The organism is Pseudomonas sp. Irchel s3b6 (assembly GCF_900187415.1).
Lineage (GTDB): Bacteria > Pseudomonadota > Gammaproteobacteria > Pseudomonadales > Pseudomonadaceae > Aquipseudomonas.
The window spans coordinates 37,995-59,016 of sequence record NZ_FYDM01000004.1; the positions used below are offsets into that span (position 1 = coordinate 37,995).

Sequence of the window (21,022 nt, forward strand, 5' to 3'; positions counted from 1 at the left end):
TTGCCGCGTTCGAGCGGTTGAATGAAAGGGTGTTGAAAGAGAGGGGAGAGTAGTAGTCGGTTGGTTTGTTATTTCGAGGGGTGTCACTTCCGTCCGTGGAAGATGACAGCTTTTAATGTCGTCAGGTGTGTTGAATGTAACTTCAGGCGTTCAGGAACTTGCTGAGAAATTGCCGTGTACGTTCTTCTTTTGGATTGGCAAACAGTGCTTTTGCTTCGCCCTGTTCAACGATCACACCCTTGTCGAAAAACACCACCCGGTTCGCCACATCGCGGGCAAAGCCCATCTCGTGGGTGACGATGACCATGGTGCGTTTTTCTTCCGCCAAGCCACGAATGGTCGCCAGTACTTCGCCGACCAATTCAGGGTCGAGGGCTGAAGTGGGCTCGTCGAAGAGAATCACTTCCGGCTCCATGGCCAGCGCTCGGGCAATGGCGACACGCTGCTGTTGTCCACCGGAGAGACGACGCGGGTAGGCGTCTTCCTTGCCCGCCAGGCCCACCTTGGCCAGCAGCTTGCGGCCCAATGCCAGTGCCTGTTCCCTGGGGACTTTCTTCACCACCAAAGGGCCTTCGGTGACGTTTTCCAGCGCGGTGCGGTGGGGGAACAGGTTGAAGTTCTGAAACACGAAACCTACGTGCTGGCGCAACTGTCGCACCAGGCCTTGCTGCTGGTTCAATGGGCGGCTGCCATCGATCTCGATGTCGCCGACCTTGATCCGGCCGCTGCTGGGTTCTTCTAGAAAGTTCAAGCAACGCAGGAAGGTGGTCTTGCCCGAGCCGCTGGGGCCGATGATGGCGACCACCTCGCCTTCCTTGACCTCTAGATCGATGCCATTGAGCACCACTTGACCCTTGAACTGCTTTGTCAGTTTTTCCACGACAATCATTGGGTCAGGACTCCTGGTCGTGCCGATTGACCCGCTCTTCCAATTGGTTCTGCAGGTGCGACAGCACCGTGGCCAGAACCCAGTAGATCAGCGCGGCGGCAAGATACATGGTGAAAATTTCGAAGGTACGGGCGGTGATCAGTTGTGCCTGGCGGAACAGTTCCGGCACCTGGATCGTGGCGGCCAATGCTGTGTCCTTGACCAGCGAGATAAAGCTGTTGCCCAGTGGCGGCAGTGCCGTGCGCGCGGCTTGCGGCAGGATGGCCCGGCGCAGGGTCTGTGCACGGGTCATGCCGATACTGGCAGCGGCTTCCCATTGGCCGCGCTCGATGGAGCTGATGGCGGCACGCAGGATTTCGCAGGCGTAGGCCGCCATGTTCAGCGAGAAGCCGATCAGGGCGGCGGGCAGTGGATCAAGTTCGATTCCTAATTGCGGCAAGCCGTAATAGATCACGAACAACTGCACCAGCAACGGCGTGCCGCGAAAGAACGACACGTAGATGCGGGCGATCCAGCTCACCAGCTTGAAGCGTGACAGGCGCATCAGCGCCAGGCCAAACCCCAGCAGCAGGCCGAAGAACATGCCGCCCAGGCTCAGGATGACGGTGTAGTACGCGCCCTTGAGCAGGAAGGGCGCGGAGTCCAGCGCGAGTTGGAAACCTTCTTCCATTATTGAGTGACGTCAGCGTTGAAGTACTTTTCCGAGATCTTTTTCAGCGTGCCGTCGGCGCGCAGTTTCTCGATGGCCTTGTTCACCGCTGCCAGCAGTTCAGGCTCGCCCTTGCGCAGGGCAATACCGGCTTCCTGACGGGAGAAGGGTTCGCCGGAAACCGCGGTGTCCTTGGCCTTGGCAGTCAGTTCCAGAGCGGCCAGGCGGTCCACCAGAATGGCGTCGATACGGCCTACACGCAGGTCCTGATACTTGGTCGGATCATCGTCGTAGGTCTTGATGATGGCTTGTGGAACGTTGTCCTTGAGCCACTGCTCATAATTGGTACCCAGGCCGACCCCGACTTTCTTGCCCGCCAGGTCGGCAGCGGTCTTGATGGTGCCTTCGTTCTTTTTCAGGGTCAGGGCCTGGATCCCGGAGATGGTGTAGGGCTCGGAGAAGTCGTATTTCTTCTTGCGCTCTTCGGAAATGGTCACCTGGTTGATCACCGCGTCCAGTCGCTTGGACTCCAGCGCCGCGAGGATGCCGTCCCATTTGGTCGGTTGCAGCTTGACCTTGACGCCCAGCTCTTTGGCCAGGGCCTCGGAAAATTCGACTTCGAAGCCGGCCAGCTTGCCGTCGGCGTCGACGAAGCTGAACGGTGGGTAAGTGCCTTCCAGGCCTACGTTGATCACGCCAGCCTCCTTGATTTTTTGCAGCTGCTCACCAGCAACCGCTTGCCCCAGAAGTCCGGCACCCAGGACCAGGCCCAGCGAGCCCACCAGCAGATTTCGACGAAATGCGGAAAAATTCATGACAAGCCCCTGTGTTTTCTTATGAAGACGTTGTTTTAGGAAGCAGGCAAAACCGGGAATGGAACGACTGCAACATCCTGCCTTAAAGCAGCGTATGCGTCTCGCGGCAATTGCGCCTGCGGCGGGACTATATGACGCGGCTTTTAGATTGGAAAATAATATAAATTCATTCATTTATTCCGAAATAGAATAATGAATGTATGCGTCATACCCTAGCCACAGCGGGAGTCTCTGCGACTGACTTACAAGACCGACGCATAGGCAAACAACGCTGGCGCGCCACCGGTGTGCAAAAAGATGATCGGCCCGTCATTGAAGCGTTGACGACCAATGCCATCGAGCAGGCCGGCCATGGCCTTGCCGGTGTAGACCGGGTCCAGCAACAGGGCTTCCTGGCTCGCCAGCAACTTCACGGCGGCCAGGGTGCCGGCGTTCGGCTCGCCGTAACGCGGGGCAAAATACTCGTCCCACAGCTCAACCTTGAAACTCGCCGGCAAGCTCACGCCCAGCAGCTCGGCGGTACGTTCGGCCAGGCCTTGAACCTTGGGCCGCTGGTCTTCGTCGCTGCGCGATACGGTGACGCCGATGACCGGCAGGTCTGGCAGCACTTCGCTCAGCGCCAACGCCAGCCCGCTATGGGTGCCAGCACTGCCCGAAGCCAGGACCACGGCGGCGAATTCCAGGCCGGTATCCTTGATCTGTTCCGCCAGTTCCAGCCCCGCCCGCACATAACCCAGTGCGCCTAACGCATTGGAACCGCCAATGGGCACCAGATAGGGTTTCTTGCCGTTACTGCGCAGCCGCTCGGCCAAGGCCAGTAACTGTTGGTCGGCGTTGTCGAGGTTGTCCACCAACTCGACCTTGGCATCGAACAGGTCCAGCAACAGACGATTGCCGTTGCCCAGGTAATTGCTGTCATCCGTACCGATCGGATTTTCCAGCAGGGCGACGCACCCCAGGCCCAGCTTAGCGGCCAGGGCGGCAGTCTGGCGCACATGGTTGGACTGGATGGCCCCGGCGGTGATCAGCGTGTCGGCACCTTGCGCGAGTGCGTCGGCGGCCAGGTACTCAAGTTTGCGCAGCTTGTTGCCGCCCATGGCCAGCGGCGTCAAATCGTCGCGTTTGACATAGACATCACGCCCCAGCCAGCTCGACAAGCGATCGAGCTTTTCCAGGGGGGTGGCGTGGGTGAGGAGGTCCAGGCGATTAAAACGAGCCAGCTGTTGTTTGATCATGGGTCCGTACGGGTTGTAGGAGATGTCTGGACTATAGGCAGGCTGATTTGCTCGGGCAACCGCCAAACGCTTATGCCAAAAAGTGCTGAGTACAGCACAATTCGTTCTTAATTGCGTTTTTGACCCATACCGTAAAGTGAATGCCGTTTAGGCGGCCGACTGTACGGCCACAGCCTGTGAGGAGTTTTATCGTGAGCGAGCGTTCCAGCCATTGGCAATTACAGACCATCGTCAGCGAACTGCGCGCGGCCCGCGACCAGTGGCGCGCGCAGAATGGTCGCAGCAGCGGCGAGCAGGGGGGGCGTGAGCTGCCGTCGCGTGCGGCGATGGCGGAGATTCTCGAAGCGCTGTGTGGTGCGTTGTTCCCGATGCGTCTGGGTCCGGTGGACTTGCGTGAGGAGAGCGAGGACTTTTACGTCGGGCATACACTGGATGTTGCGCTGAACGCTTTGCTGGGCCAGGCGCGCCTGGAGTTGCGCTACGTTGCGCGGCAAAGCGCGCAGGTCGACACCGACGTCGAGGCGCGGGCGATCGGCCTGATCCAGGGTTTCGCCCTGGCCCTGCCGCAGTTGCGCAGCCTGCTCGACTCCGATGTGCTGGCCGCTTATCACGGTGACCCGGCGGCCCGCAGCGTCGATGAAGTGCTGCTGTGCTATCCGGGGATTCTGGCGGTGATTCACCATCGCCTGGCGCACCATCTGTATCGCGCCGGTTTGCCGTTGCTGGCCCGCATCAGCTCGGAAATCGCCCACTCGGCTACCGGCATCGACATTCACCCGGGCGCGCAGATTGGCCGCAGCTTCTTTATCGACCACGGGACCGGCGTGGTCATCGGCGAGACGGCGATCATCGGCGAGCGCGTGCGTATCTACCAGGCCGTGACCCTCGGTGCCAAACGCTTTCCGGCGGACGAAGACGGCCAATTGCAGAAGGGCCATCCGCGCCATCCGATTGTCGAAGACGATGTGGTGATCTATGCCGGTGCAACCATTCTGGGGCGGATCACCATCGGCAAGGGCTCGAGCATCGGCGGCAACGTCTGGCTGACCCGCAGCGTGCCGGCCGGGAGCAACCTGACCCAGGCCAATCTGCAGCATGATGACGGGACGCAGAAATAACCCGGGTAGTGCCTTATGCATTGATCCTTCAAACTCCACCTCATAGCCTGCCTTGAGCTAGCGTACGACAGTGCCGCCGGGCCTTGGGATTAGTCCTTAGCCCCCTATCCATGTTTAACTTGAACGTTCATTCAAGTTAAACCGGCGGTTCGCTGCCCGCTCACAACAGGAGGCTTGCCTTTGCTGAGTCCGTTTTTGACAGCCACGTTTTACTCCCTCGAGGTGCACCCTGCATGAGTGCATCAACTACCCCTCCAAGCGGTCAGATGCGCATGAACCCGCCGGTGTTTTACTTCGCGGCGACCTTCATTTTGCTGTTCGGCCTGGTGGTCATCGCCTTCCCGCAACAGTCCGGTGCCTGGCTGCTGGCCGCGCAAGACTGGGCGGCCAACACGGTCGGCTGGTACTACATGCTGGCAATGACCCTGTATCTGGTCTTCGTGGTGGTCACCGCCTTGTCTGGCTATGGCAAGATCAAGCTCGGTGCCGACCACGACGAGCCCGAATTCAGTTACCTGTCCTGGGCCGGCATGCTGTTCGCCGCCGGCATCAGCATCACGCTGTTTTTCTTCTGCGTCTCCGAACCCCTGACGCACATGCTGCAACCACCACAGGGTGAAGCCGGCACGGCTGATGCGGCGCGCCAGGCGATGCAGATTCTGTTTCTGCATTGGGGCCTGCACGGTTGGGGCGTATTCGCCTTTGTCGGCATGGCGCTGGCGTACTTTGCCTACCGGCATAATTTGCCGCTGGCCCTGCGTTCGGCGCTGTATCCGCTGATTGGCAAGCGTATCAACGGCCCCATCGGTTACGCGGTGGACGGCTTTGGCATCATTGCCACGGTGTTCGGCCTGGGCGCGGACATGGGTTTTGGGGTGTTGCACCTCAATTCCGGCCTGGACTACCTGTTCGGCATTGCCCACACGCAGTGGGTTCAGGTGGGCCTGATCACCTTGATGATGGGCGCGGCGATTATCGTGGCGGTCGCGGGCGTCGATAAGGGCGTGCGGGTGATGTCCGATATCAACATGCTGCTGGCCTGCGCGCTGTTGCTGTTCGTCTTGTTCGCAGGTCCCACCCAGCACTTGCTCAACACCCTGATCCAGAACCTCGGCGATTACCTCGGTGCCTTGCCGATGAAGAGTTTCGACCTGTACGCCTACGACAAGCCCAGCGACTGGCTGGGTGGCTGGACTGTGTTTTATTGGGCCTGGTGGATTGCATGGTCGCCGTTCGTGGGCCTGTTTATCGCACGGATTTCCCGTGGCCGGACCATCCGTGAATTCGTCTTCGGCGTGTTGCTGATTCCCCTTGGTTTTACCCTGGCGTGGATGTCGATCTTCGGTAACAGCGCCATCGACCAGGTGCTCAATCACGGCATGAGTGCCCTGGGCCTGTCGGCCATCGAGAATCCGTCGATGACCCTTTACCTGTTGCTGGAGACCTACCCCTGGAGCAAAACGGTGATCGCCGTGACGGTGTTCATCAGCTTCGTGTTCTTCGTTACTTCGGCCGACTCCGGCACCGTGGTGCTCTCGACGTTGTCGGCCCGTGGTGGCAGCGCCGACGAAGACGGCCCGAAATGGTTGCGGGTGTTCTGGGGGGCGATGACGGCACTGGTCACCAGCGCCCTGTTGTTCGCGGGGAGCATCGATTCGTTGAAGTCAGCGGTGGTGCTGACTTCGTTGCCGTTCTCGCTGATCTTGCTGCTGATGATGTGGGGGCTGCATAAAGCGTTCTACCTCGAATCGCAGAGGAAGATCGCCCAGATGCACTCGTTGGCACCGGTCTCGGCCTCCCGGCGCGGCAAGGGTGGCTGGCGCCAGCGCTTGACCCAGGCGGTGCACTTCCCGTCTCGCGATGAGGTGTATCGCTTCCTCGACACCACGGTGCGTCCGGCCATCGAAGAGGTGACCGCGGTGTTCGTCGAGAAGGGCTTGAACGTGATCACCCAACCGGACCCGGCCAATGACAGTGTCAGCCTGGAAATCGGGCACGGCGACCAGCACCCGTTCATTTACCAGGTGCAGATGCGCGGCTACTTCACGCCGTCATTCGCCCGTGGCGGGATGGGGCCCAAGGAGTTGCGCAACCGCCGTTACTACCGCGCCGAAGTGCACTTGAGCGAGGGCAGTCAGGATTACGATTTGATGGGCTACACCAAGGAGCAAATCATCAACGACATCCTCGACCAGTACGAGCGGCACATGCAGTTCCTGCATCTGGTGCGCTGACGGGGGTGGTGGCTCAGGTGTTGCTCAAGGACATGAACAACACCAGGGCCGCCACGGGTACTGCAAACACCATGAACCCCACCATCAACTCGTTTGTCAGCGATTGCCCTGTGCTGATCATGCCGATGGCACCGTTGATGACCGTCAGCGCCAGCCACAGGGCAACGAAGCTGTAGGTCAGGGTGTCACGGCTGAAGCCCAGTTTCTGGCCGATGAACAGCATCAACGCCAACAGGACCAGGCCGAAGGTGATGATGATCGTGGTGTGCATGGTCTCGCATTCCCGGGCTGAAGGACCGTTCCTGAGCGCGAGCATGGGAACGATCGATGGCTTTAGTTGCTGATCGCCAGAATGCTCGCCTGATACGCGCCGACAAACACATCGAAATCACCGACTTCGTTCTGTTCAAGCTCGGTTTGCTGGGCCAGGGACGCACGGGCCAGCGCTTCAAACTTCGCTTGTTCGTCAGGGGCCAGCGGTTCGCGGCGGAAGAACTCGGCGTGCGCCTGGCTCTGGCGCAGGGAGAACTGGGCGAAGCTCTCCTTGTTTTCGCTCATCGCGGCCAATACCTGGGCAGAGGGTGTCAGGGACGAATCCTGGACTTTCGCCAGTTGCGCGTCGAGGGCTTTGCTGTGGGCGTCGCCGCCGTGGCTCTGGTCCAGCAGCGCGGCCAGCGGAGCGATGTTTTCCAGCAGCTCACAGGCCCACTCTTTCATGTCCACCGGCTGACCGTCGCGTTGCAGTTGCAGGCCCGGACGGCGCCCTTCCTTGACCACACTGAGGAAGTTCGAGGTGGCGTTGCCGCAGGTGGTGCTGGTCAGCAGCGGGCTTTCGTTCAGCGCGCAGTACAGCAGGAAGGCGTCGAGGAAGCGCGCTTCTGGCAGATCGATACCGATTGGCAGGAACGGGTTGATGTCCAGCAGGCGCACTTCGACGTACTGGATGCCACGGGCCACCAGCGCCTGGATCGGCCGCTCACCGGTGTAGGTCACGCGTTTAGGGCGGATGTTGGAGTAGTACTCGTTTTCAATCTGCAGGATGTTGGTGTTGAGCTGGACCCACTCACCGTCCTTGTGCGTGCCGACTTCGACATAGGGCGCGTAAGGTGTGGCCACCGCCCTGCGCAGGCTGTCGGTGTAGCTGTTCAAGTCGTTGTAGCACGGCGTCAGCCCGGCTTGCGCGCTGCTCTGGTAACCCAGGTCGCTCATGCGCAGGCTGGTAGCGTACGGCAAGTACAGAGTGTCGGCATCCAGCTGTTCCAGCTGATGCGAACGACCGCGCAGGAAGCCGGCATCCAGGGCTGGCGAGGAACCGAACAGGTACATCAACAACCAGCTGTAACGACGGAAATTGCGAATCAGCGCGATATAGGCCGCCGATTGATAGTCACGGTCGGTGCCAGCAAAGCCATCGTCGGCCTTGAGCAGCGGCCAGAGCTTTTCCGGCAGGGAAAAGTTGTAGTGGATCCCGGCAATGCACTGCATGGTCTTGCCGTAGCGCAGGGCCAGCCCCTTGCGATACACGTACTTGAGCTGACCGATGTTGGAGGTGCCGTAGTAGGCGATCGGAATGTCTTCCTCGGCCGGCAACGGGCACGGCATCGATGGACTCCACAGGTACTCGCTGCCGAGCTTGCTGTAGGCAAAGCGGTGAATACTGTCCAGGCTCGCCAGGGTGTCGGCGGGATCTGGCAACGCCGGGGTGATGAACTCCAGCAGCGACTCGGAATAGTCGGTGGTGATTTGTTCGTTGGTCAGCGCGGAACCCAATTCATCCGGGTGCGGCGTTTGCGCCAGGCGACCTTCGCCCGTCACGCGCAGGCATTCACGTTCGATGCCGTGAAGACACTGTTCGAGCAGAGAGAGGTTGGCGCGCTCACCGAGCAGAGCCAGGCGGCGGTTGAGAAGTTCGCTCAAGTTGGATTCCTTCACGCGTCAGTCGCCCCAATATGGGGGTGGGCAGGACGGTCTACAAGGGTGAAGTTGAAACTGGCGTTTTCGCCTCGTTATCGAGCCGTAATGACCCACTCACAAGTGCCAATGCTCCATCCCTGAATCTGGCTGTCGCGCACGAAAAAACTTCGGCGCAGCTTTCGCAGCGCCGAAATTAACTCAAATTGATGACATGTATCTACAGGACAGCGAACGTGCCTTGTGCTTTTGCGACCAGTTTATCGCCTTGCATCACGTCAGCCTCGACCACCAGCGTGCGCCGGCCCGGGTGGATCACCCGCGCCGTGCACATCACTTCACCCTCGCTGACGGCGCGGATGTAGTTGATCTTGCATTCGATGGTCGCGCTCTGTTGATCAAAGCCATGCACGCTGGAACAGGCCAGCCCCATGGCAATGTCCACCAGGCTGAACAATGCTCCGCCGTGCAGCTTGCCACCGCGATTGCGCAGTTCAGGTTCGAGGGCCAGGGCAACGTGCGCCACCCCGGTTTCCAGGCTGTGCAAACGGCAACCCAGCAGTTTGAAAAACGCGCTTTCAGTCAATCCTGCCGGGATCTCCATCAGCGTTTCTTCAACTGCTTGGCGTTGGCGAACAGCGATGCCATGGCGTTGTTGCTCGGGGCTGGCGCTGCGGCCTCCTTGCGCGGTGCGGTGTTTTGCGACTGACGTGGCGCCGAACCCGGACGTGCGCCACGGGCGCCGTCGATCTTCTCGCCGGGGGTGTCGCTCATGCGCATCGACAGGCCAACGCGTTTGCGCGGGATGTCGACTTCCATGACCTTGACCTTGACCACGTCACCGGCTTTTACCGCCTCGCGGGGATCCTTGATGAATTTCTCGGACAGTGCGGAGATATGCACCAGACCGTCCTGATGCACGCCGATATCGACGAAGGCACCGAAGTTGGTCACGTTGGTCACCACGCCTTCGAGGATCATCCCCGGCTGCAGGTCCTTGAGGTCTTCGACGCCTTCCTGGAACTCGGCGGTCTTGAACTCCGGACGCGGGTCGCGGCCTGGTTTTTCCAGCTCTTGCAGGATGTCGGTGACCGTTGGCAGGCCAAAGGATTCGTCGGTGTACTTCTTCGGGTCCAGGCGCTTGAGGAACGCGGCGTCGCCGATCAGCGAGCGAATGTCGCGGTCGGTTTCAGCGGCGATGCGTTGCACCAGCGGATAGGCTTCCGGGTGGACGGCAGACGAATCCAGCGGGTTGTCGCCGTTCATCACGCGCAGGAAGCCGGCGGCCTGTTCGAAGGTTTTTTCCCCCAGGCGTGCGACTTTCTTCAAGGCCGCGCGGGTCTTGAATGCACCATGTTCATCGCGGTGGGTCACGATGTTCTGCGCCAGGGTAGCGTTGAGGCCGGAGATGCGGGCCAGCAACGCGACGGAAGCGGTGTTCACGTCGACGCCGACGGCGTTCACGCAGTCCTCGACCACGGCATCCAGGCCGCGAGCCAGTTTCAGCTGCGACACATCGTGCTGGTACTGGCCGACACCGATGGATTTCGGATCGATCTTCACCAGTTCGGCCAGCGGATCCTGCAGGCGACGGGCAATCGACACGGCACCGCGGATCGATACGTCGAGGTCCGGGAATTCCTTGGAGGCCAGCTCCGAGGCCGAGTACACCGAAGCGCCGGCTTCGGACACCATGACCTTGGTCATTTTCATCGCCGGGTATTTCTTGATCAGGTCGGCGGCGAGCTTGTCGGTTTCACGGCTGGCGGTGCCGTTGCCGATCGCGATCAGGTCCACCGAGTGCTTGGCGCACAAGGCAGCCAGCACGGCGATGGTCTGGTCCCACTTGTTGTGTGGCACGTGCGGGTAGACCGTGGCGTGGTCGAGCATTTTGCCGGTGGAATCGACCACGGCCACCTTGCAGCCGGTACGCAGGCCGGGGTCCAGGCCCAGGGTGGCACGAGGGCCGGCGGGAGCGGCCAACAGCAGATCGTGCAGGTTGTGGGCGAAAACGTTGATCGCTTCGGTCTCGGCGCCGTCACGCAACTCGCCCAGCAGGTCGGTTTCCAGGTGGGTGTAGAGCTTGACCTTCCAGGTCCAGCGCACCACTTCGCCCAGCCATTTGTCGGCCGGGCGGTTCTGGTTGGCGATGCCGAATTGCTGGCCGATCATGCCTTCGCACGGGTGCATGGTGCCGGGCAGCTCGTCGCCGACTTTCAGCGCGGAACTGAGGATGCCTTCGTTGCGGCCACGGAAGATCGCCAGGGCACGGTGGGACGGCATGCTCTTGAGCGGTTCGTCGTGTTCGAAGTAATCGCGGAACTTGGCGCCTGCCTCTTCCTTGCCGGCAATCACGCGGGCACTGAGGGTCGCTTCCTGCTTCAGGTAGCTGCGCAGCTTGTCGAGCAGGTTGGCGTCTTCGGCGAAGCGTTCCATGAGGATGTACTTGGCGCCTTCGAGGGCGGCCTTGACGTCTGCCACGCCTTTTTCGGCGTCGACAAAGCGTGCGGCTTCCGCTTCGGGCGCGAGGCTCGGGTCATTGAACAGGCCGTCGGCCAGCTCGCCGAGGCCGGCTTCCAGGGCAATCTGGCCCTTGGTGCGGCGCTTCTGCTTGTACGGCAGGTACAAATCTTCGAGGCGGGTCTTGGTGTCGGCCAGCTTGATGTCGCGCTCAAGTTGCGGGGTCAGCTTGCCTTGTTCCTGGATGCTGGCCAGGATGCTGATACGCCGTTCGTCGAGTTCTCGCAGGTAGCGCAGACGCTCTTCCAGATGACGCAATTGCGTATCGTCGAGGCTGCCGGTCACTTCTTTCCGGTAGCGGGCGATGAAGGGCACCGTGGAGCCTTCATCGAGTAGCGCGACGGCCGCTTCGACCTGTTGTGGGCTTACACCGAGTTCCTCGGCGATGCGGCTGTTGATGCTGTCCATAAAACCACCTGACAAATTGTGAAAGCAGGCTCGCGGGCACAGTAATCAGGGCCCGGCGAGTCTGGTTGAGCGGCCTGGCCTGCGCCGCCACCTGGATCAAAAGGCATCCCATTGACCCGTGAAATCGAACAATTACTGCGCGGCGATGAAAAATAACAGTCGCCACACGCCGTAACGATCAGAGGTTGCCTGACACAAAAGGCCGCGCATTATAACCAGCGTTCCGACCTTCGGGGGGTATCGCAGCCTCTAGGCACAATGCCTGTATTGCTGGCGGTAGAGGAAAAATCTGCTAACAATGCACACGGTGCGTATAACGGCAGCTACGCCATAATGCGCACCGAGATAAAAGGAGCATCTAATGAGCAGCACTGCACAAACTGCTGAAGGCGAAAAAATTCTTATCGTTGACGACGATCCTGGGCTCAGCAGCCTGCTGGAGCGTTTTTTCGTCAGCAAGGGCTACCGTGCCCGCGCCGTACCGAACACCGAACAGATGGATCGCCTGCTGGCGCGTGAAGTGTTCAACCTGGTCGTCCTCGACCTGATGCTGCCCGGCGAAGACGGCCTGACCGCCTGCCGCCGCCTGCGTGGCGCGAACAACCAGATTCCGATCATCATGCTCACCGCCAAGGGCGATGAGCTGAGCCGTATCAAGGGCCTCGAACTGGGCGCCGACGATTACCTGGCCAAGCCGTTCAATCCGGACGAGCTGATGGCGCGCGTCAAGGCGGTCCTGCGTCGTCAATCGGCTCCGGTGCCAGGCGCACCGGGCAGCGAAGACGAAAGCGTGACCTTCGGGGATTACGAATTGTCGTTGGCGACTCGCGAGCTCAAGCGCGGCGAGGAAGTCCACATGCTCACCACCGGTGAGTTCGCGGTCCTCAAGGCACTGGTAATGAACGCCCGTCAGCCGCTGACCCGCGACAAGCTGATGAACCTGGCCCGTGGCCGCGAGTGGGATGCGCTGGAGCGCTCCATCGACGTACAGATCTCTCGCCTGCGCCGGATGATCGAGCCGGACCCATCGAAACCACGGTACATCCAGACGGTCTGGGGCGTGGGTTATGTGTTCGTTCCAGACGGCACCGCGACCAAGTAACCGGTGATTTGCAGGAACGGGTCAGCCGGATAAGGCATTATCCGGTTGATTCGCGATCCGCAATTCTGCGAGTCTGACTCGTTCCTGCAAAGTGTGTAGCTGTCGTCTATGAAAACCCCCGTGTGGTTTCCCCAGAGTTTTTTCTCCCGCACCCTTTGGCTGGTGCTGATCGTCGTGCTGTTTTCCAAGGCGCTGACCCTGGTTTATCTGTTGATGAACGAGGACGTGCTGGTGGATCGCCAATACAGCCACGGCGTTGCCCTGACGTTGCGCGCCTATTGGGCCGCCGATGAAGAGAACCGAGACAAGATTGCCGATTCCGTCGGCTTGATTCGTGTTGTGGGTGCTGGCGTTCCCGATGGCGAGCAACACTGGCCCTACAGTGAAATCTACCAACGGCAAATGCAGGACGAACTGGGGGGCGACACGGAGGTGCGTCTGCGCATGCATGCTCCGCCTGCATTGTGGGTGAAGGCGCCGAGTCTGGGGGATGGCTGGCTGAAAGTGCCGCTGTACCCGCACCCCTTGCGCGGCCAGAAAATCTGGAGCGTGCTCGGCTGGTTCCTTGCCATTGGCCTGCTCTCCACCGCTTCGGCGTGGATATTCGTCAGTCAGCTCAATCAGCCGCTCAAGCGCCTGGTCGATGCCGCCAGGCAACTGGGGCAGGGCCGCAGCGTGCGGCTGCCGATCAGCGACACACCCAGTGAGATGGCCGAGGTGTATCGCGCCTTCAATCAGATGGCCGAGGACGTCGAACAGGCTGGGCGTGAGCGCGAGTTGATGCTGGCGGGCGTCTCCCACGACCTGCGCACACCGTTGACCCGCTTGCGTCTGTCGCTGGAGTTGATGGGTAACCGCAGCGACCTGACCGACGACATGGTGCGCGACATCGAGGACATGGACGCGATTCTCGACCAGTTCCTGGCGTTCATTCGCGATGGTCGTGACGAATCGGTGGAAGCCGTCGACCTGAGTGATCTGGTGCGTGAGGTAGCGGCACCGTTCAACCAGAACGAGGAGCGGGTGCGCTTGCGCCTGGAGCCGATCCAGCCGTTCCCGTTGCGTCGGGTCTCGATGAAGCGCCTGCTGAACAATCTGATCGGTAACGCCTTGAATCACGCCGGTAGCGACGTCGAGGTGGCGGCCTATGTCTCGGGTGATGTCAGCGCGCCATACGTGGTGCTGAGCGTCATGGACCGCGGGGCCGGTATTGATCCGTCGGAGCTGGAAGCGATCTTCAACCCCTTCACCCGTGGCGACCGCGCCCGGGGTGGTAAAGGGACCGGGCTGGGCCTGGCCATCGTCAAGCGGATTGCCTCGATGCATGGCGGTAACGTTGAGCTGCGCAACCGTTCTGGTGGCGGCTTGGAAGCGCGGGTGAGATTGCCACTGGGGCTGATGTTGCCAAGAGATGCAGTCTAGAAGCAGCGGGAAGCTTCAAGCTGCAAGAGAAAAGCGGCGCCAGGCTCGGACCGCTCTTGCTCTTCTCTTGCAGCTTATAACTTGAGGCTTACAGCTGCTCTTATCCTTTCCCCTTGGTCCGCGTCATGTTCGGCCCGCCATTCTTCTCCAGGTGCTGAATGATGATCCCCGCCACGTCCTTGTTGGTGGTGGTTTCAATCCCTTCCAGGCCCGGTGATGAATTCACTTCCATCACCAGTGGCCCGTGGTTGGAACGCAGGATGTCCACGCCCGCGACCGCCAGGCCCATGACCTTGGCCGCGCGCAATGCTGTCATGCGCTCTTCCGGAGTGATCTTGATCAGGCTGGCGCTGCCGCCCCGGTGCAGGTTGGAGCGGAACTCGCCGGGCTTGGCCTGGCGCTTCATCGCGGCAATCACCTTGTCGCCGACCACGAAGCAGCGAATGTCCGCGCCGCCGGCTTCCTTGATGTACTCCTGAACCATGATGTTCTGCTTGAGGCCCATGAACGCTTCGATCACCGATTCCGCCGCGGTGGCCGTTTCACACAGCACCACACCAATGCCCTGGGTGCCTTCCAGCACTTTGATCACCAGCGGCGCGCCGTTGACCATGTCGATCAGGTCAGGAATGTCGTCCGGGGAGTGGGCAAAACCGGTGACCGGCAAACCGATTCCACGACGTGACAGCAGTTGCAGCGAGCGCAGTTTGTCCCGCGAGCGGGCGATGGCCACCGACTCGTTGAGCGGGAACACGCCCATCATTTCGAACTGGCGCAACACCGCGCAGCCATAAAACGTCACCGAAGCGCCGATTCGCGGGATTACCGCGTCAAAGCCTTCCAGTGGTTTGCCCCGATAGTGGATCTGCGGCTTATGACTGGCGATGTTCATATAGGCGCGCAGGGTATCGATCACCACCATCTCATGGCCGCGTTCGGTCCCGGCTTCAACCAAACGACGAGTGGAATACAGACGCGGGTTTCGCGACAGCACAGCGATCTTCATGCAACACCTGTGGAGAAGGTAGTGGACGCCGGGAACACCGGCTTGTCTTGTACGTATTTAATGCCTGGGTTGACGACCAACTGGCCGTCGATCAGGGCTTTGGAGCCGAGTAGCAGGCGATAGCGCATGGACTTGCGGCAGGCAAGCGTGAACTCGACCCGCCAGACCCGGTCACCGAGCGCCAGGGTGGTGCTGATCACGTAGCGCACCTGCGCCTGGCCATTGGAGCTTTTAATGGTTTTGCGCGTCACCAGCGGTGCTTCGCAGCGGCGGTGACGCAATTGCACCACCGTGCCCAGGTGCGCGGTAAAACGCACCCATTTCTCACCGTCGCGCTCGAACGGCTCGATATCGGTGGCGTGCAGGCTGGAGGTGCTGGCACCGGTGTCGATTTTCGCCCGCAGGCCCGCGACTCCCAGGCCGGGAAGCGCCACCCACTCGCGCAGACCCACAACGGTCAAATGGTCAAATGTCTTCAAATGTGCTCAGCCGGTGAGAAAACCGCTGTACCGCGATGCGGTCGAATGTGCAGTATTCACGCAGAATAGTGGTTAAAAGGCGACAGATATCTACAGCCCGGATTTCCTTCCCTCGGGTGCAGCCCGAGGACGTCGCGCATTGTAAGCTGACCGGGTGAAATTCATGGCACGACAGAAACGGTAGTACAGTTCGGAAATATTTCAGAATGAGGAAATCCCATGGCACAAAAAACCGAAGAGGACGATAAAGTCCGTCTCGACAAGTGGTTGTGGGCGGCGCGATTCTACAAGACACGCGCGCTGGCCAAGGCCGCCATCGAGAGCGGCAAAGTGCATTGTCGGGGTGAGCGTTGCAAGCCGGGCAAGGAGCCTAGAATCGGTGACGAGTTTCAGATCCGGACCGGTTTCGACGAGCGCACGGTGGTGGTCCAGGCGCTGTCGATCGTGCGTCGTGGTGCCCCCGAAGCCCAGACATTGTACGTTGAGACCCCAGCCAGTATCGCCAAGCGCGAAAACGCCGCTGCCCAGCGCAAGGCTGGCGCCCTGGGCGTCAGCACCGACGGCAAGCCGAGCAAGAAACAGCGCCGGGATCTGTTCAAGTTCCATGGTGGGAATACAGCGGAGTAACCTGATCCCGGTAGCGTTATCGGGACTCAATGACAGCGCATCCATCGCCGAGCGTCCAACCTTGCTTGGAACGCGCCCCGATTGTCCATAAAATGCCTCCCATGGTTGAAAATCACGCACCCAAGGGGGTGCGAGTTTGTGATTTCCGGCCCTCGTACTTATTTTGTTATCACTTCAGATACCCAGACCTATGACTGATCTACCGGATACCGACTACACCCAACGCTTCATCTTCGATGACAGCGATACCCGTGGCGAGCTGGTTGCGTTGGAGCGTAGCTATGCCGAAGTCCTTGCCAAGCACCCCTATCCGGAGCCGGTAGCTCAACTGCTTGGCGAGTTGATGGCGGCCGCGGCGCTGCTGGTCGGCACCTTGAAGTTCGATGGCTTGCTGATCCTTCAGGCGCGCTCCGAAGGCCCGGTTCCGCTGCTGATGATCGAATGCTCGAGCGCGCGCGAAATTCGCGGCCTGGCCCGTTATGAGGCGGACAAGATCGCTCCTGATGCGACCCTGGCCGACCTGATGCCCAACGGTGTCCTGGCACTGACCGTCGACCCGACCCAGGGCCAGCGCTATCAGGGTATCGTCGACCTCGACGGCGCGACCCTGTCGGAATGCTTCACCAACTATTTCGTCATGTCCCAACAAGTGGGTACGCGTTTCTGGCTGCACGCCGATGGCCGTCGCGCCCGTGGCCTGCTGCTGCAACAACTGCCGGCCGACCGCCTGAAAGATGAAGAAGAACGCGCCGCCAGCTGGCAGCACATCACCGCGCTGGGCAGCACCCTGACCGCCGATGAACTGCTGAGCCTGGACAACGAAACCGTGTTGCACCGCCTCTATCACGAAGAGCAGGTCCGTCTGTTCGACGTGCAGAAACTGCGCTTCCGTTGCAGTTGCTCCCGTGAGCGCTCCGGTAACGCGCTGGTCAGCCTGGGTCAGGACGATGCTCAGAAGTTGGTGCTTGAGCACGGTGGCGCGATCGAGATCGACTGCCAGTTCTGCAATGAGCGTTATCTGTTCGATGCGGCCGATATCACCCAATTGTTCGCCGGAGCGGGTGTCGATACGCCGTCAGATACTCGTCACTAAAACGTTTCAGCGCAGGTAAATTAACTGGCAAATGCTGGTATAACGCCGTCCTGACGGGAGGGCCCTACTTTTTTTGGGCGTTTCTGGCATAATCCGGCCCACTTTTTTCGCGGTAGTAGTGCAGGACTTTCTACTACAAAACGTTTGGAGCACTCGGCCACTGGCCGACGGGGAACCTCATGACGCAAGCCAATAACGCCGTGTACACCGATCTGAGTGTTGATGATCTGGTTAAACAAGCCCTCAATCGCGGTGAAGGCGAGCTTGCCGATACCGGCGCGCTGGTTGTTCGCACCGGTCACCGTACCGGCCGCTCGCCCGCTGACCGTTTCATTGTTGAAGAGCCAGGCACTCAGGACGCAATCGCCTGGGGCGCGATCAACCGCAAGTTCCCGGCCGACAAGTTCGATGCCCTGTGGGCTCGCGTCGAGGCGTTCAACAACGGGCAAGAGCATTTCGTTTCCCACGTGCATGTAGGTGCGGCCGCCGAGCACTACCTGGCCGTGAAAATGACCACTCAGACCGCCTGGCAGAACCTGTTCGGCCGCTGCCTCTTCATCAATCCAGCCCAGTACAACCCGGCTGGCCGTGAAGAGTGGCAGGTCCTCAACGTTGCCAACTTCGAGTGCGTTCCAGAGCGTGATGGCACCAACTCCGATGGCTGCGTGATCATCAACTTCGCTCAGAAGAAAGTACTGATCGCTGGCATGCGTTACGCCGGTGAAATGAAGAAAGCCATGTTCTCGGTGCAGAACTTCCTGCTGCCGGCCGCCGACGTGCTGCCAATGCACTGTGCTGCCAACATCGGTGAAGAGGGCGACGTGACCCTGTTCTTCGGTTTGTCCGGTACTGGCAAAACCACCCTGTCCGCCGATGAAAGCCGTTACCTGATCGGTGACGACGAGCACGGCTGGGGCGAGGGCGTGGTGTTCAACATCGAAGGCGGTTGCTATGCCAAGTGCATCGACCTGTCCGAGAAGAATGAGCCGGTTATCTGGAAAGCCATCAAGCACGGCGCGGTCCTGGAAAACGTTGTGCTGGACGATGCCAAGAAAGCGGACTACGCCGACGGCAGCCTGACCCAGAACAGCCGCGCAGCCTACCCGCTGGAACACGTCGAGAAGCGTTCCGAGCAAAACCTCGGTGGCGAGCCAAACGCTGTGATCTTCCTGACCTGCGACCTGACCGGCGTACTGCCACCTGTGTCGATCCTCAGCGAAGAGCAAGCGGCCTACCACTTCCTGTCCGGCTACACCGCTCTGGTGGGCTCGACTGAAATGGGTTCGGGCAGTGGCATCAAGTCGACCTTCTCCACCTGCTTCGGCGCACCGTTCTTCCCGCGTCCGGCTGGCGAATACGCAGAGCTGCTGATCAAGCGCATCCGCGGCTTCGGCTCCAAGGTCTACCTGGTCAACACCGGCTGGACCGGCGGTGGCTACGGTGTTGGCAACCGCTTCAACATCCCGACCACTCGCGGCGTGATCGCAGCGATCCAGAGCGGCGCGTTGATCGGTGCCGAGACCGAGCACCTGGACACCATCAACCTCGACGTGCCACTGGCCGTACCGGGCGTTGAGACTGGCCTGCTGAACCCGCGCAACACCTGGGCTGACAAAGCCGCCTACGACGAAGCCGCCAAGGCACTGGCCGGCCTGTTCATCGAGAACTTCAAGAAGTTCGACGTGAGCGACGCGATCAAGGCTGCGGGTCCTAAGTTGTAAGTGTTGGTTTGATGCAAATGAGAAAGCCGCCCTTCGGGGCGGCTTTTTTTTGTCATTCAGCGTTCGCCTCAGGTTTTCAGGTGCAATACAAACGCCCCCACCAGCACCAGGACAACCCCCAGCACCTGTACTTTTCCCAGGCGCTCTTTGAAAAACACATACCCCAGGATTGCCGCAATCCCGCCAGACAGTGTGCTGATCACTGTCACCACGGACACCGAACCCACCGCCGCGCCCCAGGCAAACGAAGAAAAACCCCCGAGGTTCATCAGGCTGGCGGCGGTGAGGGTCATGCAGTTTTTCAGCGGTGGGATCTTCAGGCCATCCTTGATCTTGAGAACGATCAACACCAATACGCTGAAGCCCACCAGGTAGGCGAGCCAGAGCATGGTGATCGGCCCCAGGACCGGCAGGATGAACTGGCCTTGCAGCCAGAAACTGGTGCCGTAGAACACGGCGGCAAGCAGGGCGAAGGCAATGGATTGACGGGTATCCGTGCTGTGGGGCAGGCCGCTGTCGGCGTGGCGGCCGGACAGGATGACGCCGACCACGCAGAGGGCAATGCACAGCCACTGGATCAGGCTGATGTGTTCACCACTGGCCCAGGACAGCAGGGTGGTGACCACACCATAGGAGGTCACCAGCGGCGCGACGATGGAGGCCTTGCCGAGGGAGAAGGCCTTGGACAGCGACAGGGCGCCGGAGACGGTGAGCACGGCGGCGCACACCCCCATGCCCCAGACGCTCAAGGGCGCAGCGAGGGACTTGAGCAGGTAGGCGGGGAATATCACCAGCAGCAGGCTCATGATCACAAAGCCCAGGGCCTGGCCAAAATACACGGCGCGCTTCACGCCGACCGCGCGGGCGTTCAGGCCCATGAAAAAATCCGTGCCCCCCCAGAGTGCAGCCGCCAACAGGCCCATCAGTACGTCCACGCTATGTCCTTATAGTGATGCGCTGTGGACGCTACAGGCCTTCGAGCACCTGCGTGTCCCAGCGTTGGGCCTTGCTGGCCTGGTAGAGCATGCCGATAGTCAGCGGGAGCTTGTCGCCCCGCCCCTTGGCCCTGCGCTTGATGAACACATCGTAGCCTTCGGGTTGGAAGTAGCGATAGGCGTCGTAGTCGATGAAGTCGATGGCGAACTGTTCTTCCAGTGCTTCCATCAGGTGCCGGGCATCTGTGCCGTCGCAGCCAAGATCGAAATTGATCGAGGTATCGAGGCTGATGGTTTTGCGTTCGGGCAGGCCGAGTTCTTCGTGCAGCAACTGCATGAGCAGGCGCATGGCGTGGTCATCGGGGAAGTGGGGGGCGAGGTTCATGGTTGACCTTCCGGTTGAGGCAGGCAGGCATGGTAGGGCGTGCCGGGCTTGCGGGAAAGGTTCTGGTTCCGCGAGCAAGGCTCGTTCTATTGCGCCATCCGCTGTTGCACCACCTGCAGCAAATCGCTGCCATCCTGCGTCAACAGGTACAGCGCGTTGACGATGTGCGGGATGTCTTTGCAGTCGGCCTGGTTGAAACTCAGGCAATACAGCGTTTCGAGCAGGTCGCTGGCGGCACGGATGCGTTGCTGGGCGGCGTCGAGCAGGGCCTGGGGGCTGGCCAGGGTGTCGATGAGCAGCGCGGGAGTGTCACCCGCGGTGGAATTGAGCGGGTGGTAACGGTCTGTTGGCGAGGTGCTGGTGTTCATCGGGGTCAGTCCAGTGCGCATTGGCGGAGTCGCTCGGCAGGGCCGTGCGCTGACGCAAGAGCGTTCACACTTACGGTGCCCGGCTGCGCAGCAAACTATAAAGAG

20 protein-coding genes are annotated in these 21,022 nt (G+C 60.5%); 7 read left to right on the top strand and 13 right to left on the bottom strand.

The window, feature by feature from the left end; translation table 11 throughout:
* Positions 1-142 precede the first annotated feature (142 nt).
* The 4 genes from tcyN to CKW07_RS08610 all read right to left on the bottom strand — a co-directional run bounded on the left by tcyN (position 143) and on the right by CKW07_RS08610 (position 3,588).
* Positions 143-889 carry an L-cystine ABC transporter ATP-binding protein TcyN gene (tcyN, locus tag CKW07_RS08595; protein WP_095144513.1) on the bottom strand — a complete coding sequence of 249 codons (747 nt, stop codon included), beginning with the start codon at positions 887-889 and terminating at the stop codon, positions 143-145.
* 4 nt (positions 890-893) lie between these two features.
* Positions 894-1,559: a cystine ABC transporter permease gene (tcyL, locus tag CKW07_RS08600; protein WP_095082119.1), complete on the bottom strand. Its 666-nt coding sequence runs from the start codon at positions 1,557-1,559 to the stop codon at positions 894-896.
* A complete protein-coding gene (tcyJ, locus tag CKW07_RS08605; protein ID WP_095082121.1) occupies positions 1,559-2,353 on the bottom strand; it encodes a cystine ABC transporter substrate-binding protein in 795 nt (264 codons plus the stop codon). The genes tcyL and tcyJ overlap by 1 nt, the downstream gene beginning before the upstream one ends.
* A gap of 242 nt (positions 2,354-2,595) precedes the next feature.
* Positions 2,596-3,588, bottom strand: a complete 993-nt coding sequence (locus tag CKW07_RS08610; protein ID WP_095144514.1) for a D-cysteine desulfhydrase — start codon at positions 3,586-3,588, stop codon at positions 2,596-2,598.
* Positions 3,589-3,779: 191 nt separating this feature from the next.
* On the opposite strand from CKW07_RS08610, the gene epsC reads away from it, so the two are divergent.
* The gene (epsC, locus tag CKW07_RS08615; protein WP_095144515.1) at positions 3,780-4,706 is read left to right on the top strand and encodes a serine O-acetyltransferase EpsC; all 927 of its coding nucleotides are present in this window, start codon (positions 3,780-3,782) and stop codon (positions 4,704-4,706) included.
* Positions 4,707-4,978: 272 nt separating this feature from the next.
* A complete protein-coding gene (betT, locus tag CKW07_RS08620; RefSeq protein WP_176465303.1) occupies positions 4,979-6,940 on the top strand; it encodes a choline transporter BetT in 1,962 nt (653 codons plus the stop codon).
* A gap of 13 nt (positions 6,941-6,953) precedes the next feature.
* On the opposite strand, the gene CKW07_RS08625 is transcribed toward betT, so the two are convergent.
* The 4 genes from CKW07_RS08625 to CKW07_RS08640 form a co-directional block, all read right to left on the bottom strand.
* Positions 6,954-7,211 carry a hypothetical protein gene (locus tag CKW07_RS08625; RefSeq protein ID WP_095082127.1) on the bottom strand — a complete coding sequence of 86 codons (258 nt, stop codon included), beginning with the start codon at positions 7,209-7,211 and terminating at the stop codon, positions 6,954-6,956.
* A 62-nt stretch (positions 7,212-7,273) separates the two neighbouring features.
* Positions 7,274-8,857 carry a glutamate--cysteine ligase gene (gene gshA / locus CKW07_RS08630; protein WP_095144517.1) on the bottom strand — a complete coding sequence of 528 codons (1,584 nt, stop codon included), beginning with the start codon at positions 8,855-8,857 and terminating at the stop codon, positions 7,274-7,276.
* Positions 8,858-9,071: 214 nt separating this feature from the next.
* Positions 9,072-9,455, bottom strand: coding sequence for a PaaI family thioesterase (locus CKW07_RS08635; RefSeq protein WP_095082131.1), 384 nt, complete (start codon positions 9,453-9,455; stop codon positions 9,072-9,074).
* Positions 9,455-11,779 (bottom strand): Tex family protein, encoded by a 2,325-nt coding sequence (locus CKW07_RS08640; RefSeq protein WP_095144518.1) that lies wholly within the window; start codon positions 11,777-11,779, stop codon positions 9,455-9,457. The genes CKW07_RS08635 and CKW07_RS08640 overlap by 1 nt, the downstream gene beginning before the upstream one ends.
* Positions 11,780-12,140: 361 nt before the next feature.
* Between CKW07_RS08640 and ompR the strand changes: the two genes are divergently transcribed.
* Together ompR and CKW07_RS08650 are read left to right on the top strand one after the other, a co-directional pair.
* Entirely contained in the window at positions 12,141-12,881 is a 741-nt protein-coding gene (gene ompR, locus CKW07_RS08645; protein WP_007983158.1) for a two-component system response regulator OmpR, read from the top strand.
* 108 nt (positions 12,882-12,989) lie between these two features.
* The gene (locus CKW07_RS08650; RefSeq protein ID WP_095144519.1) at positions 12,990-14,303 is read left to right on the top strand and encodes an ATP-binding protein; all 1,314 of its coding nucleotides are present in this window, start codon (positions 12,990-12,992) and stop codon (positions 14,301-14,303) included.
* Positions 14,304-14,403: 100 nt separating this feature from the next.
* On the opposite strand, the gene rimK is transcribed toward CKW07_RS08650, so the two are convergent.
* On the bottom strand, positions 14,404-15,309 hold the full coding sequence (gene rimK, locus CKW07_RS08655; RefSeq protein WP_095082137.1) for a 30S ribosomal protein S6--L-glutamate ligase: 906 nt from the start codon (positions 15,307-15,309) through the stop codon (positions 14,404-14,406).
* Positions 15,306-15,728: an ATP-dependent zinc protease gene (locus CKW07_RS08660; RefSeq protein ID WP_256578000.1), complete on the bottom strand. Its 423-nt coding sequence runs from the start codon at positions 15,726-15,728 to the stop codon at positions 15,306-15,308. Before CKW07_RS08660 ends, rimK begins: the two co-directional genes overlap by 4 nt.
* Before the next feature lie 279 nt (positions 15,729-16,007).
* Here CKW07_RS08660 and CKW07_RS08665 point away from each other — a divergent pair, with 279 nt between their 5' ends.
* The 3 genes from CKW07_RS08665 to CKW07_RS08675 all read left to right on the top strand — a co-directional run bounded on the left by CKW07_RS08665 (position 16,008) and on the right by CKW07_RS08675 (position 19,229).
* A complete protein-coding gene (locus tag CKW07_RS08665; RefSeq protein ID WP_095144520.1) occupies positions 16,008-16,415 on the top strand; it encodes an RNA-binding S4 domain-containing protein in 408 nt (135 codons plus the stop codon).
* 190 nt (positions 16,416-16,605) lie between these two features.
* Positions 16,606-17,508: an Hsp33 family molecular chaperone HslO gene (hslO, locus tag CKW07_RS08670; RefSeq protein WP_095144521.1), complete on the top strand. Its 903-nt coding sequence runs from the start codon at positions 16,606-16,608 to the stop codon at positions 17,506-17,508.
* A gap of 179 nt (positions 17,509-17,687) precedes the next feature.
* Positions 17,688-19,229, top strand: a complete 1,542-nt coding sequence (locus CKW07_RS08675) for a phosphoenolpyruvate carboxykinase (protein ID WP_095144522.1) — start codon at positions 17,688-17,690, stop codon at positions 19,227-19,229.
* 68 nt (positions 19,230-19,297) lie between these two features.
* Here CKW07_RS08675 and CKW07_RS08680 read toward each other — a convergent pair whose 3' ends face one another.
* The 3 genes from CKW07_RS08680 to CKW07_RS08690 all read right to left on the bottom strand — a co-directional run bounded on the left by CKW07_RS08680 (position 19,298) and on the right by CKW07_RS08690 (position 20,917).
* A complete protein-coding gene (locus CKW07_RS08680) occupies positions 19,298-20,152 on the bottom strand; it encodes a DMT family transporter (RefSeq protein WP_095144859.1) in 855 nt (284 codons plus the stop codon).
* 43 nt (positions 20,153-20,195) lie between these two features.
* Entirely contained in the window at positions 20,196-20,549 is a 354-nt protein-coding gene (locus CKW07_RS08685) for a DUF1493 family protein (protein ID WP_095144523.1), read from the bottom strand.
* A gap of 86 nt (positions 20,550-20,635) precedes the next feature.
* The gene (locus tag CKW07_RS08690; protein ID WP_095144524.1) at positions 20,636-20,917 is read right to left on the bottom strand and encodes a hypothetical protein; all 282 of its coding nucleotides are present in this window, start codon (positions 20,915-20,917) and stop codon (positions 20,636-20,638) included.
* Positions 20,918-21,022: the final 105 nt, after the last annotated feature.

What these genes read in the sequence shown, in the direction of transcription:
- hslO (WP_095144521.1), top strand. Translation starts at nt 16,606, where the DNA reads ATGACTGATCTACCGGATACCGACTACACCCAACGCTTCATCTTCGAT.
- tcyL (WP_095082119.1), bottom strand. Translation starts at nt 1,559, where the DNA reads ATGGAAGAAGGTTTCCAACTCGCGCTGGACTCCGCGCCCTTCCTGCTC.
- CKW07_RS08625 (WP_095082127.1), bottom strand. Translation starts at nt 7,211, where the DNA reads ATGCACACCACGATCATCATCACCTTCGGCCTGGTCCTGTTGGCGTTG.
- tcyJ (WP_095082121.1), bottom strand. Translation starts at nt 2,353, where the DNA reads ATGAATTTTTCCGCATTTCGTCGAAATCTGCTGGTGGGCTCGCTGGGC.
- tcyN (WP_095144513.1), bottom strand. Translation starts at nt 889, where the DNA reads ATGATTGTCGTGGAAAAACTGACAAAGCAGTTCAAGGGTCAAGTGGTG.
- CKW07_RS08640 (WP_095144518.1), bottom strand. Translation starts at nt 11,779, where the DNA reads ATGGACAGCATCAACAGCCGCATCGCCGAGGAACTCGGTGTAAGCCCA.
- CKW07_RS08665 (WP_095144520.1), top strand. Translation starts at nt 16,008, where the DNA reads ATGGCACAAAAAACCGAAGAGGACGATAAAGTCCGTCTCGACAAGTGG.
- CKW07_RS08675 (WP_095144522.1), top strand. Translation starts at nt 17,688, where the DNA reads ATGACGCAAGCCAATAACGCCGTGTACACCGATCTGAGTGTTGATGAT.
- CKW07_RS08610 (WP_095144514.1), bottom strand. Translation starts at nt 3,588, where the DNA reads ATGATCAAACAACAGCTGGCTCGTTTTAATCGCCTGGACCTCCTCACC.
- rimK (WP_095082137.1), bottom strand. Translation starts at nt 15,309, where the DNA reads ATGAAGATCGCTGTGCTGTCGCGAAACCCGCGTCTGTATTCCACTCGT.
- betT (WP_176465303.1), top strand. Translation starts at nt 4,979, where the DNA reads ATGAACCCGCCGGTGTTTTACTTCGCGGCGACCTTCATTTTGCTGTTC.
- CKW07_RS08635 (WP_095082131.1), bottom strand. Translation starts at nt 9,455, where the DNA reads ATGGAGATCCCGGCAGGATTGACTGAAAGCGCGTTTTTCAAACTGCTG.
- CKW07_RS08690 (WP_095144524.1), bottom strand. Translation starts at nt 20,917, where the DNA reads ATGAACACCAGCACCTCGCCAACAGACCGTTACCACCCGCTCAATTCC.
- CKW07_RS08685 (WP_095144523.1), bottom strand. Translation starts at nt 20,549, where the DNA reads ATGAACCTCGCCCCCCACTTCCCCGATGACCACGCCATGCGCCTGCTC.
- ompR (WP_007983158.1), top strand. Translation starts at nt 12,141, where the DNA reads ATGAGCAGCACTGCACAAACTGCTGAAGGCGAAAAAATTCTTATCGTT.
- CKW07_RS08680 (WP_095144859.1), bottom strand. Translation starts at nt 20,152, where the DNA reads ATGGGCCTGTTGGCGGCTGCACTCTGGGGGGGCACGGATTTTTTCATG.
- CKW07_RS08650 (WP_095144519.1), top strand. Translation starts at nt 12,990, where the DNA reads ATGAAAACCCCCGTGTGGTTTCCCCAGAGTTTTTTCTCCCGCACCCTT.